Here is an 11,985-nt window from a genome sequence, read left to right as displayed (position 1 = left end):
CGAAGCCGGCGCCCTGGCTTCTATCGGCTCGATCGGCGACTCCTACGACAACGCGCTGGCCGAGTCGCTGATCGGGCTCTACAAGACCGAGTGCGTGACTCGAGACGGACCTCTGCGCACCGTCGGCGACCTCGAACTGGTCACCGCGTCCTGGGCGCACTGGTTCAACACCAGCCGCATCCACTCGAAGCTCGGCCACGTTCCGCCGGTCGAGCACGAACAGAACTACTACGCTCACCAAGCAGCCCGAGAAGATCCACTCTCGGGAGAACCCAGCCTCCACTGAACCCGGGGCGCTTCACCCCGCCGCGGCCTCGTCGTCGCCGAACTCGAGGTAGAACACCGACCCCGCCAGCACGGCCCAGCACAGCGACCGGGCCTCCCACCCGCGCCGCGCGGACAGGCTCGCGACCGGCTGCGGCGGCCCCAGCACCGCCGCGCACAACCGCGGCCCCCGTGGAGCCCACCAGCACGACTCGAGCAGGGCGGGCGTGGCGAGATACACCGCGACCCGCCCGCCGGGGAAACTCAGCGGCGCGCGCGGCAACTCCGGTCCGGCGGTGAGTACCTCGACCTGCGCGTGGCGGCCTTGCCCTCCGAGCGGCACCACCGACTCCACCGGGGCCAGCGGAACGTCGGCCTCGCAGCCGACGGCGAAGCTGAGCCCGTCGACCGGACGCAGGTGCGCCATGGCGTAGAGCCGCCCGGACTGGCCGGCCCCCTGCAGGGGACCATCCCGGTGCCGCAGCAGACCGACCCGCGATTCGCTGGCCAGCAGAGTCTCCTGCCCCCGCAGCTCGCCCAGATCCGACTCGGTGAGCTCCGCGCCCGGCGCCACGTACTCAGCGTCGAGCCAATTGTGCAGGAAGTCCTGGCCCACCCAGGTCGCGGGCAGTGGGTCGCCGACCCCGACGGGAACGTGGGTGAACGACAGTCGTCGTCGAGGTCGGTGTCGATGCCCTCGGGGCGGTGTTCGAGGGCGAGTCGACGCATCCCCTGCTCGTCGTCGCGGACGACGTCGAGGGGCATCGGGAACCAGCTCTGGTACTCGGCGCGTAGGACCTGCCCGAGGAGCCGGTCGGCATCGGCGCCCAGGGCGGTACGGGCCGCGCCGCCGAGCGTGCTCGGCGGCGGCACCGTGGCCTCGGCGCGGTGGGTGGCGCCGAGGTCGAACGCCCGGCCGTCGCGGACCATCACCGTGTCCGGCGGCCGGAAATCCAGCCACGTCGTCACGCTCACATGGCCTCCGAAGCCAGGAACCGGGCCACCAGCAGCGCCGGCGCGGGCTCGAATGGGCTCTTGTCGAGCCCGCGTTCGCAGAGCCCCGCCTGCCACGCCGCGGTCGCGGTGGCCGGGGAGCCGCCGCGGCGCAGCACGAGCCGGGTGATCTCGTCGCGCAGCAGGTCCTGGTGGGACTCGTCGGCGGCGAGGTCGCCGAACTCGTCCCGGTCGCGTTCCAGGTCGGCCGACAGCCCGGCGGAGAGTGCGTCGGCTACGGCGGCGGGCCGCAGGTCGGCCAGCAGCGTCACGGGCGTCGCCGGGGTCGCAGGGGTCGCTGTGCTCTTGCTGGGCAGTTACCACGGCAGGACCGTGCGGGCCCGCTCCCCGCCGCGGCGGCGGGCGACGACGGCCAGCGCGTCCCGGGAGGCCCCGCCGGCGCGGCGGGCGGACTTCGCGGTGGCCAAGGCGTCGCGGGCCGCGGCGACGGCGTCGCCCAACGGGTTGGGGACATGTGCGCGAGGACCACGGCGCTCGACGTCGGGCGGGCGGGGACGAGCGCAGAGCCGGTGAGCTGTTCGCAGATCAGCGCCCGGATCCGTTCGGCGAGGGGGAGCGCGGCTGCGGCGGGGGCGAGCGGCAGGACGACGAGAGTCGTAGGTGCCGAACGAGGCTTGTTGCACGGCCTGGATCGGCTCGGTGAGCCAGACGTGGCGCAACGCCTGGGCCGAGAGTGGCCGTGAGCGCCACTCGTAGAACCCGCACTAGGCCACCCCGAGCACCCGGCAGGCCAACTGGACCGGCAGCTTCTCCGAGGCCATCACCGCGATCGCCTCGTAGCGTCTATTGGGGGCACCACCTCTCCGAGCAGCTGCGCGGCCCGGCGGTGGATGGCCACCTCGGCCTCGAGCTCGGCGATCCGGCGGCGGGCGGCGATCAGCTCGGCGTTCTCGCTGCTGGTCGTGCCGGGTAGGCGGCCAGTGTCGATCAGGTGCTGGCGGCGCCACACGTAGATCGTCTGGTCACTGATTTCCAGATCGGCGGCGACTTGAGCTATTGGGCGGCCGGCCTCGACCAGATCCAGGACCTTGCGGCGGAACTCCGCGGGATATCTCTTGGGCACGGGCTGGTGATCCTCTCGGGCGGCGGAGGACCGTGATCATCCAGAAAGCCGACTCCAGCCAACCCGGGGCACATCAACCACTCCGGGTTACAGGGGGAACCTCAGGGCTCGCCGAGCTGGACGCCGTCCGACCCTCGGACCCACTGGCCGCGGGTTGTCCTCCAGTCGACACCGCCCGCCACGTCGGAGTCTCACGATAGCCACCCATAGACTGGCCTGAACGGGTGCACTTCGGGGTTGTGCTAGCACGGCACCCCCTCCTACCGGCACGCTCTGTGTGCGGTGAGGTTGGGTAATACGCTCGATCGGGTGAATTAGGAGGTCGTTATGAGCGGAGGCTACGGCACCTGCCACGGGGAGGTTGGGCTCGAATGACCGGCTCCGTTCTTGATGACATGGACGAACCTTACGGACTTCGGATGTTGACCTTCACCCGAGAGAACAGAACAAAAGAAGTAGCCGAACATATGGCGGCTCTACTAAACGGCGTCCAAGACCCAGAGGAATTGGCTTCCTTACGCGGCACCTTCGTCATCGCCTTCCCCGATGAAGAATTTCCAGATGAGAGCCCGCTCCTCGATCCCGGGGTTCAAGCCCTCTTAGGGCAACTGCTGGACGCGGTGCCGCACCTCCTCTTCTTTCTTTCGGATCTTCCGGGAACCTCATCTACTCACTTCATCATCGCGGCGGTCTCACCGGGCGACCTCCTTGCTAGCGGGGACGGCGGACATCAAATTCGGATCTCAGAAGCCGGGCTTTATGGGTTTGTCCGCGCCTTGGTGCAAGCGGCGCAGTTTGCGGAAATTCACGGTTACTCCAGAGAGGTCGTGATGGGGCACCTCGCGAGCATGCCGGAGGCCATTCGGGATCAACTTAAGAGTGTGGTTCTCGGGACCTAGGCGTGTTCCCAGGTATGTTTGCCGCTCCAAAAGCTATGGCATTACTGGTCAAATATGGCAAACAACGCTTGGGTGAAAGCTACCGGAAGAGGCATGGTTGTGGACTGGCTTACACGATCGTTTGCGCAATACAGCGTCGTCTGGGTATTGCTTTCAGGGCTATTGGGCGGAATCATTGGAACCGGGGTCAAGTTCCTTTTCGAAGACATACTGAGGCCGCGAGTCGGGTGGAAACGCGATGCTCGTCATCTCATGCAGACCTATACCACCCCTCTCCTCCGTTCATCTGAATCGCTTGAGCGCCAGATCAATAATCTAGTCCGAAATGTCGACAAGAAGTGGTACCAAACCTCAGACTATTACAAATTGAGCCTACTTTACGGATTTGGCGAATACCTCTATCTGGTGCATGCAATCGAACGACGCTTCGGCTTCGTCGCGATCGATCGGTCACGCGCAGGGCGACGATTCAACTACAGACTCAATGGCCTATATAGAGCAGTGACAAGCTTTCGATACTTCCGATGGAGCGACGACGAAGGCTCGGTGGCAGACTCCGCGATTCCCCGTCGCATGTTAACAGCAATCGGGGAGGTTATGGCGAGCGCTGACCCTCCAGGAGATCAAGGGTGCATGCTGTTTACCGAGTTTTGCATCGCGCACCAGCAAGACGCACAGTTCCGGCGCTGGTTTGCCGATCTTGACAACTTCCTGATTGGAGCGGAGTCGGGCAGTCAGTACTACTGGGACCGACTTATTGCAGCCGAAGCCAACCTCCGCCTACTAGTGAGGGAGTTGGATAGGACGAAAGTTACTTCATCCCGTCAAGGATTCCAGAATCTCGACAAAACAGTTAGCCGAGAAGTTCGGGACCTACTTGAGGCGGAGCTTCTCAAGCAAAACCCTGGCCTTGGAGTCAAGCGATGAACAACTCTTTGGAGAAGCCACGAGTATGTCGCCGATGCAGCGAATCGCTAGCTAGTGCCGACCAAGGAACATATGGTTATGAGTGCACGCGCTGTGGCTACACAAACGCTTCCGGGCGCCCGCGCGTATCCCGAATCCCGTTGGCTTCGTTGATAACTCCGTATTCGTATGGTGAAGCGATACGCGCAGCCCATACGACCGAGTCAGCAGTCGTTGAACTGGAACGACTCAATCGAAATGCCATCGCCTACGTCCTGCAGCTAGTCCGTGTTAGACGCAGGCAAGCGGAATCTTGGCTTTTCGCTCTTCTCCGGAAACTTGACTCGCTCGTCGACAACGGGGCGGGCTACGAGGGCGCCGACAGTACGCCCGTTCGAGTAATGCAATTAATGTATGCGTGCTTGATCCTTGATGGACCACTTGATTTCCGATCCTCTCAACGTCCAGATGCCGGAGTATTTCAAGACGTCTATTCACTACTCGGTGATATTGCTACAGTAAGCAATTGTGTAACACTAGGTCGACGCGGCCTCCGGCGTTATCGGATAGAGGAGGGCGAGCTAATTTCCACTCCGACCAAGGAGGACGACTGCCTGTTCGAATACGTCCTGGATACAACAGTCCGGCCCGAGAAGCAACTCCGCGGATACTTCGAGGAATTTGTAGATGCTGCTCAACGGACGGCACAGGGTTTCGCGATCGAGGATGTCGCGGGAATGCTGCATAACGCGTCGGCAGTGGACGACCACGGGTGGTGGCTCAACGAGGGTGGGGATGACTTCATCTGCGTACGGGTCGAAGAAGTACCGGATCAATCGAGGAATGTCTTGCAGCGCATGACCCTTACCGCCGGCCGTCTCCGCGTCCTGCAAGCCCCGTTCTACTTCGACATGGGTAGGCAACTCAACGATCAACGCGATGAGCTTGAAACAGTCGCCATGTCATCATCAATGATGTGGTGCGTCTACTATCCTTTCTTGGATTGCCGCCATCCGGGTAGAGCGGGTAGTCAGGAACGAGTCGCTATTACGACGCAGCGAATGCTTGCAACTGCAATAGTAGTAGCAACACGATCGCACGCGCACCTGCTAGCCAGTCTCGAGCAAGTTGCAGAAGGGGAGAAGAAGAAGGAGGTGCAACGCTTAAAAAGAGAAGTTCACGCAGAATTGGAGAGGTTGGTCGGAGACCGCTTAAGAAGCATGGGATTCTCAACTCTCGTGGCCTTCGATCGCCTCGGGGGCAAGCAACCCTCATGTGGCGAAATCGATGTCATCGGGGGCATTGTCAAGTCCCGCGACGCGAAAGGTCTAATCGTGGTATGCGAGGTGAAGAACGTCGACGGCACGCTCCATAAGGATTCCGCCTATGAGATTCTTAGAGAGACGGTGTCTCGCGCTGAAGGCCAGATAGAGCGAAAGCGCGCATGGGTGGCCCTCAATTGGCACAAGCTTGCGCCATCTTTGGGTATACCGGAATCTTTCTCAGTAGATGTGGTAGGAATAATCGTCACGCGTCAGCGCGTCCCTCTCTGCCTATCAGCCAAACGGCCGTGCTTATCAGTAGACGAACTTCAACGGGCCATTGAAGAGATGACCTCCTTGGACTTAGTAGAATGGCGCAATGACGTGCGCGCTGGACTACTCGCCACCTGAGAAGCGCTACTCACGCCGGCAGTGCTCCTCGAGTGTCGCGCATCTGGGAATCGTCGATTCGCTAATCCTCGGGTCGTAGAACCTGATGGATTACGTACTGCCCGGTTCGCGCAGTAGCCTGCCGGGTACTGCTTAGCGGGCTCTACCGGCTCTGCGGGCTCTGCGGGCTCTGCGGGGCTTGAGGGGCTCTGCGGGGCTTGAGGGACTTGAGGGACTTGAGGGACTTGCACCGTGCGTCTGCCTCCACGTCTTCTAGCAAATTGGCTGCACCTGGGAGGAGCGCAGTGTTGAGGGACAATCCGGTGGTCGAGGACTTTCGGCGCCGTAGGCCCGTATACGAGCAACTGCTCGTTGAAGTCCTCCATTCGTTAAACCAATCTGAGTTGCTGAAAGAAGTTCGCGTTCATTCGATCGACGGTCGTGTGAAGGAGCTAGGAAGCTTCCTGGAGAAGCTTGAGCGCAAGAACTACTCCGATCCGTTTCGTCAAACTACCGACCTTGTCGGCGCGCGGGTCGTGTGCCTTTTTATTGACGACCTCGACATTGTGCGTGAGGCAGTCGGGGTCGAATTTTTGATTCTTGAGAGCGAGAACAAGGTGGATGGCGCGGACGACACCTTCGGGTACATGTCTCACCATTTTCTCTGCCAGATACAGCCGGGCGCGTCTGGTCGTCGATACGATGGGCTCAAAGGGATAACATTCGAACTTCAGTGCCGCACATTGCTCATGGACGCTTGGGCGAACGTCTCTCATTACCTAGCGTACAAAGGAGAGAGTAGTGTCCCTGCCTCTTTGCGGAGAGACTTCAACGCTTTAAGCGGCCTACTCTTTGTAGCAGACCGACAATTTCAGTTCTTCTACCAAGGAGCGATGGAGGCCCGGAGGAATGCGGGCGAAGCCGTCGGGTCGGAGGGGTCTGACGACTTGGTGCTCGATCTCGACGTCACTAGCGCACTGCTTAAACAGGAGTTCCCCGACCGCGAACTTGGTAACCTAGTCGGAGTCTCGGAACTCGTTGAAGACCTTGCGGCGGCCGACATTGATCAAGCGGGCACCCTGATCAACCTTATGCGACGGTACAAGAGCAAGATCGAGGCCGATGAGCGAAGTAATCCTCCTGTGTCATCAGATGATCATGAAACGGCGACAGCGTACACCTGCGTAGGAATGGCGCGTCGAGCGCTGCAAATGGATTCCACCTACAACTAAACGGGTACCGACCTGAGGACCCAGCTGTTCAGCTCGACTTCTTGTGCGGCGGACGAAATAGAACGTAGTGGCGGTCAAGAGAACGGCTGTCGTAGCTGAAACAATGACCAAGGTCGACCGCCGCCTGGCACTGCGCGGAGCCCGCCGCGCCACCGGAGCGCTGCCCGCACCCACCCCCGCGCAGGCCCCGCGCGCCCAACGCGTCGTCGGCGCCGACGGCGTGGTCATGGTCGCCCGTCAACGGCTGCGGATCGGGCGCGCGCACGCCGGCAAGACCATCACCGTCATCGCCGAGGACACCAGCTTCCGGGTCCTCGACGGCGACCATGAGTTCAGCAGCTTCGCCCGCGACCCCAGCAAACCTCTGACCCGCTTCAAGGCCTGGTCACGTGCCGAGACGACAACCATGTCTTGACGACAATCCGTCAGCCATGTCCCGAGACCACACACATCATCGGCGCAGCTCCCGCGCCCGGCCGGGTCGAGGCCTACGCCGCCTACCAGGCCGCCTACCAGGCCGCCTACCAGGCCGCCTACCAGGCCGCCTGGCCCGCCGCCGGTCGACCCGACATCGACCGCGAGGAACTCGAACTCTCCGACGGACAGCTGCGCGTCCCGGTCCGCGCGCACGAACGCGACCAACGTGGGCACCTCGCTACGTCGGCAACGAGCCCGCCGGCACCCACCAGGCCGTTGCGCGAGCTTAGGAGGACGCCGAACTACGCCGCTCCGAGGCGGCTACCGCGGAGGACGACGAGCCAGCCCGGCTGGAGGAAGAGGCAGCAGAGAAGCTGCCGCTCTCGGGAAGACCCTGAGGGCGCGCAGCGAGGAGCTCGCCGAGCTCGACAAAGCCGGGTCGCGATGGCTGGTTTACACTTCGCGCAGCCGCCGTGGCTGCCAAATGCGCCAAGGCCGAACTCGCCTCGCGCCCGCCGACGACGCCACGCCCGAGCCCGCCGTCGCCGCGGCCGAGTGACTCGAAGCTCACCGCGCCGCCCAGGCCGAGGACGACGCCCACCGCGACATCACTGACACCGACCTCGACGAGCGATCCTCCGACGCTCCACCGAGCGGCTTGGTAGCACGGACAAACGACGTCGACGAGCTCCGGGCCGAGCCCGTCATCGAGCCGGCCGCCGATGACCTGCACGATAGATTTCACCGATACACCACAAGTCAGAGAAGATCTAGCTAGAATCACTAGACCCATACCTCGATCTGGGGTTCGACGCCGTTTGCAAGCGCTGTCCCCGGCAGCGGTATGGCAGTTTCGTTGGGGCGGCTGTGGTCAGTACGGGATGCCGCGAGCGGTGAGGGCGGCCCGTTGCTGGGGGTCGCTGCGGTGGAGCTGGATGCGGGGGACCGAGAGGTCTTGGAGCATGAAGGCGAGGAGGTGGGCTTGGCGGTCGTCGAGGTGGGGTCCGTGGTGGAGCGGCCGGCCGGGTTTGCCGCGTAGGTACATGACGATGCCGCTTCTGGAACCGGCGATGTCGACCAGCGCAGCGTCGAGTTCCGATCGGCACGAGCAGCTCAACGAGCTGAACAGGTCGCCTGTGGGGCATTCGCGGTGCACGTGGACGACGGGTCGGGCGGACCGCTCGGTGGCCGGGCCTCGGAGCACGAGGTGCTCGGCGCCCGTGTGGGGATCGCGGTAGCCGGTGGCGAGCACGAGGCCGTGGTCGGTCGGGAGGACGACTTCGGGCCCGCGGACGGCGAGAGCCTGCGTGCGCAGTCGCTCGGCAATGATCTCCTGGCCGGTGACGCGGACCAGGGCGCGCCGCGTGGCGAGATCGTCTAGGCCGTGCGGCCCGGCGCCGTCGTCGAGGACGATCTCGGTGACGAGGGCGAGCTGGCCCAGTCCAGCCGCCTGGACCAGGTCGACCGCGAACTCGGCGATCCCTGGCGCGGCACCCAGCGTCCCCTGGGCGTCGGCGACCACCACCGGGATGCCGGCGCGGCGGGCCGTGTCGGCATCGAAGCCCGGGCCGGCCAGACTGGTGATGATCTCGGCGCGCTCGGCGATGGTGCAGGCGACCGGGCGGTGGTTCACCGGCAGCACTCGGGTGGCCTGGGGGGTGGCCGGGGACACGGCGAGGAAGGACGGCCCGCCCGCGACGCGGGCGGTGTAGCCCAGCAGCTCAGCACTCCCGTGACCGGCCCAGCAGACGAGGAACGCCGCGGAACCGGCCCCGCCGGGCACCTCGAGGACGACCGGGTTCGCGGCCCTCAAGGCGCGGCACGCGGGCGACAGGACGCGTCCGCTGAACGGGTCAGGCGAGGCGGGCGAAGCTGCTGCGGTGGAAGACCAGCGGGCGGACGTCGGGGCGATGGTGTGCCTCCAGCACGGCGAGCACGGCGATCAGGTGGTCGCCGGCAGTGATCTCGTTCTCGACCACGCAGTCGAACCAGGCGCAGGCGCCGTCGATCAGGACGGCCCCGGAGGCCCCGACGGTGACCGAGGTCCCGACGAACCGGTCCTGGCCGGGAGCGGCAAGGCGGCGCGCCAGCTGGGCGTGGTCCTCGGCGAGCACGCTGACCCCGAGCCCCGGCGCGGTGCGCAGTCGTGGCCAGGTCGTCGAGGTGTGTGCCACGCAGACCGAGACCAGGGCGGGTTCCAGGCTCACCGGGGTGAACGTGCTGACCGCGATGCCCTCGAGGGCACCGTCCACCACGGCGGCGAGGGCGATGACCCCTTGGGGGTGAGCACCGAGCACCAGCCGTAGTCCCGACGCGTCCAGCGGTACCGCGCAGAGGCCCCCGGGCGGGGCGCCGTCGGTTCCCGGGTCGCGAGCAGCCATAGCGGGCGGGCTAGGAGACCGCGGACAACGCCGGGACCGGCTTGCGCACGCCGGCGCTCTCGAGCAGCGGCATCACCTCGGCGACGAAACGTTCGAGGCCGGAGACGAAGTCGACGAAGGACAGCGACACCCCGGTGACGCCCGCCTGGCTGAGCCCGATCAGGCTCTCGGCGATCTGCTCGGCGGTGCCCACCAAGGGGTACCCGCCGTAGCCGGCGCGCAGGTGCAGCTTGAACTCCTCCCACTGGTCGGGCGCCATGGCCGAGGAATTCAGACCCAGATAGTGTGCGGCGGCCTGGCCGGCGCTCTCGTCGACCTCGTCGACGAAGACCTGCTGCCGGTAGGCCTCGGCCTCGTCGGCGGTGTCGCGCTGGATCACGTAGGCGGTGGTCCAGGTGTCCACGTCTCGCCCGTAGGCAGCGGCCTCGGCTCGGCGCTCCTCGACCAGCGCTCGGGTCGAGGCGAGGTCGTAGCCGGCGAGCAGGGCGTAGCCGCAGTTGGCGTAGCGGGCGACGAAGTCGCGACCGGTCTTCGAGCCCCCGGCGTTCATGATGGCCGGTCGGGGGAGCTGGATCGGCTTGGGCTGGGAGTATCCGCCCTCGACGGTGAAGAACTCGCCGCGGAAGTCGAAGTCGTTCTCCTCGAGCCAGAACCGCTCGAGCAGTTCGAACCACTCGCTGGTGTATCGGTAGCGCTGGTCGTGGGGCAGGAACGATCCGCCGAGCATCTTGAACTCGGGTTCGAACCAGCCGTTGACGATGTTCAGGCAGGTCCGGCCGCCGCTGATGTGGTCGATCGTGGCGACCTGCTTGGCAGCGACCGCCGGGTGGGACGCCTGGACGTGCGCGGTGGTGACCAGCGTGATCCGTTGGGTCACCGAGGCCAGACCGGCGGCCCAGGTGTAGGTGTCGAAGTTGCGGCCGTTGAAGCCGTTGTCCCCGATCTGCTTCCAGCGGGCGACCGGGACCAGGGCCTCGAAGCCGGCCTCATCGGCGAGCTGGGCGATCTTCTTGGTGTAGTTCCAGGTCAGCAACGGCACGTCGTCGGAGAGGGTCATCGCGCAGCCGCGGTCGCAGTTGGGTCCGAAGAGCCCGAGCTTGAGGGGGTTCGCGGAGAACAGGGCGTTGGTGGCGCGCCGATCCCGGCGTTCGTCGGCAGGGGCGTGGTTGGACATGGGCGTTCCCTCTCGGAGGTCGTCTGGTGCCGGCCACGGGGTCGGCGTGGTGGCGGTGCAGTGGTGCTCGCCGCGGCGGGCGAGGCGCAGGGCCCCGGGTGTAGGGCCTCAGCCGGAGCAGGGGGCGGGGAGCCGTTACGGCGTCGCCGTGGCGCGGTCGTCGACCAGGCGACGGACGAACGCCTCGGCGTAGCGCGGCGCGTCGAGGGGGTAGCGGGCGCTGAGGAAGTGGCCGTCCTCGACCACCATCGGCTCGTCGTGGGTCAGCGAGTACCCGAACCGGCCGAAGCGGGTCTCGCCGCGCTCGATCGCGCCGGAGGGCCCCACGGCCTGTCCGACCTCGGTCTCGGTGTACTTCCAGTAGGTCCGGTAACGGCGGCCCACCCGGAACCAGGTGCAGCGGAACGCGAACTTCTCGATCGGGCGGGTCAGGGTGGTGAAACGGCGGCCCTCGATGATGCTGGCCCCGGTGCGGGGATCGATGGTCCTGGCCGGGATCAGCGAGCCGTGGCAGATCGCGCCGATCGTCTTGTTCTGGCGGTGGAACCCGAGCACGCGCTCGCGGAGGACCGCGCTGTCGAGGTACTGGCGCATGCCCGGGGCGTGCCCGCCGCCGAGATGGACCGCGTCGAACTCGGCGGGGTCGATGTCGCGGTAGGTGATGGGGGACTGGAAGGCCGGGGAGCTCGACATCGCCCGGTAGGCATCCAGGGCGTCCGGCCCGGCCGGGAACCAGTTGAAGAAGCCCGGCCGCAGCAGCCGCGGATCGCACGCGGCGACCCGGCCCGTCTCGGTGGCGAAGGTGACCTCGATGCCGGCGTCGACGAAGGCGCGCCAGGCGATCGAGGACTCGGTGGTGTCGAAGTCGCGGTCGGGCAGCGGAATGAGCACGGACGGCGGACGCGATGACACAAGCTCCTCCTCGGTCTGGGGTGGATGCAGGTGTAGTCCGAGAGCGTGATCCAGTCAACACCTGCTTGTGC

14 protein-coding genes and 1 pseudogene are annotated in these 11,985 nt (G+C 65.3%); 6 read left to right on the top strand and 9 right to left on the bottom strand.

Annotated features, from left to right (window positions below):
• Positions 1–286: integrase core domain-containing protein (locus tag A3CO_RS32585; protein ID WP_018333278.1), on the top strand; the 286-nt coding region annotated here is incomplete at its 5' end.
• A 12-nt stretch (positions 287–298) separates the two neighbouring features.
• On the opposite strand, the gene A3CO_RS40040 is transcribed toward A3CO_RS32585, so the two are convergent.
• The 5 genes and pseudogenes from A3CO_RS40040 to A3CO_RS0116075 all read right to left on the bottom strand — a co-directional run bounded on the left by A3CO_RS40040 (position 299) and on the right by A3CO_RS0116075 (position 2,341).
• Positions 299–880 (bottom strand): type III-B CRISPR module-associated Cmr3 family protein, encoded by a 582-nt coding sequence (locus A3CO_RS40040; protein ID WP_018333277.1) that lies wholly within the window; start codon positions 878–880, stop codon positions 299–301.
• A 113-nt stretch (positions 881–993) separates the two neighbouring features.
• A pseudogene (locus tag A3CO_RS40400) lies at positions 994–1,233 on the bottom strand (type III-B CRISPR module-associated Cmr3 family protein); the annotation flags it as partial.
• Positions 1,234–1,235: 2 nt separating this feature from the next.
• Positions 1,236–1,529 carry a hypothetical protein gene (locus A3CO_RS0116085; protein WP_018333275.1) on the bottom strand — a complete coding sequence of 98 codons (294 nt, stop codon included), beginning with the start codon at positions 1,527–1,529 and terminating at the stop codon, positions 1,236–1,238.
• A gap of 45 nt (positions 1,530–1,574) precedes the next feature.
• Complete coding sequence (locus A3CO_RS38145) at positions 1,575–1,718, bottom strand: hypothetical protein (RefSeq protein WP_018333274.1); 144 nt, start codon at positions 1,716–1,718, stop codon at positions 1,575–1,577.
• A gap of 320 nt (positions 1,719–2,038) precedes the next feature.
• Positions 2,039–2,341 carry a transposase gene (locus A3CO_RS0116075; RefSeq protein ID WP_018333273.1) on the bottom strand — a complete coding sequence of 101 codons (303 nt, stop codon included), beginning with the start codon at positions 2,339–2,341 and terminating at the stop codon, positions 2,039–2,041.
• A gap of 371 nt (positions 2,342–2,712) precedes the next feature.
• On the opposite strand from A3CO_RS0116075, the gene A3CO_RS0116070 reads away from it, so the two are divergent.
• From A3CO_RS0116070 to A3CO_RS39070, 5 genes are all read left to right on the top strand, one after another.
• Entirely contained in the window at positions 2,713–3,240 is a 528-nt protein-coding gene (locus A3CO_RS0116070) for a hypothetical protein (RefSeq protein WP_157647634.1), read from the top strand.
• Positions 3,241–3,492: 252 nt separating this feature from the next.
• Positions 3,493–4,167 carry a hypothetical protein gene (locus tag A3CO_RS38140; protein WP_157647633.1) on the top strand — a complete coding sequence of 225 codons (675 nt, stop codon included), beginning with the start codon at positions 3,493–3,495 and terminating at the stop codon, positions 4,165–4,167.
• A gap of 380 nt (positions 4,168–4,547) precedes the next feature.
• Positions 4,548–5,819: a hypothetical protein gene (locus A3CO_RS38135; protein WP_157647632.1), complete on the top strand. Its 1,272-nt coding sequence runs from the start codon at positions 4,548–4,550 to the stop codon at positions 5,817–5,819.
• A 302-nt stretch (positions 5,820–6,121) separates the two neighbouring features.
• Positions 6,122–7,030 carry a GTP pyrophosphokinase gene (locus A3CO_RS0116065; RefSeq protein WP_157647631.1) on the top strand — a complete coding sequence of 303 codons (909 nt, stop codon included), beginning with the start codon at positions 6,122–6,124 and terminating at the stop codon, positions 7,028–7,030.
• A 103-nt stretch (positions 7,031–7,133) separates the two neighbouring features.
• Positions 7,134–7,445, top strand: a complete 312-nt coding sequence (locus A3CO_RS39070) for a hypothetical protein (protein WP_018333270.1) — start codon at positions 7,134–7,136, stop codon at positions 7,443–7,445.
• Between the two features lie 873 nt (positions 7,446–8,318).
• Here the strand turns inward: A3CO_RS39070 and A3CO_RS0116050 are convergent.
• From A3CO_RS0116050 to A3CO_RS0116035, 4 genes are all read right to left on the bottom strand, one after another.
• Positions 8,319–9,260 carry a 3,4-dihydroxy-2-butanone-4-phosphate synthase gene (locus tag A3CO_RS0116050; protein ID WP_084681955.1) on the bottom strand — a complete coding sequence of 314 codons (942 nt, stop codon included), beginning with the start codon at positions 9,258–9,260 and terminating at the stop codon, positions 8,319–8,321.
• 40 nt (positions 9,261–9,300) lie between these two features.
• Positions 9,301–9,828: a flavin reductase family protein gene (locus A3CO_RS0116045; RefSeq protein ID WP_084681953.1), complete on the bottom strand. Its 528-nt coding sequence runs from the start codon at positions 9,826–9,828 to the stop codon at positions 9,301–9,303.
• A 10-nt stretch (positions 9,829–9,838) separates the two neighbouring features.
• Entirely contained in the window at positions 9,839–11,002 is a 1,164-nt protein-coding gene (locus A3CO_RS0116040) for an LLM class flavin-dependent oxidoreductase (protein WP_018333266.1), read from the bottom strand.
• 135 nt (positions 11,003–11,137) lie between these two features.
• Complete coding sequence (locus A3CO_RS0116035; protein WP_026204667.1) at positions 11,138–11,914, bottom strand: type 1 glutamine amidotransferase domain-containing protein; 777 nt, start codon at positions 11,912–11,914, stop codon at positions 11,138–11,140.
• Positions 11,915–11,985 lie beyond the last annotated feature (71 nt).

The sequence above is a fragment of the Actinomycetospora chiangmaiensis DSM 45062 genome, from assembly GCF_000379625.1.
Lineage (GTDB): Bacteria > Actinomycetota > Actinomycetes > Mycobacteriales > Pseudonocardiaceae > Actinomycetospora > Actinomycetospora chiangmaiensis.
The sequence above is the reverse complement of the archived record's forward strand: the minus strand, read 5'-3'. Positions and strand labels throughout refer to the sequence as shown.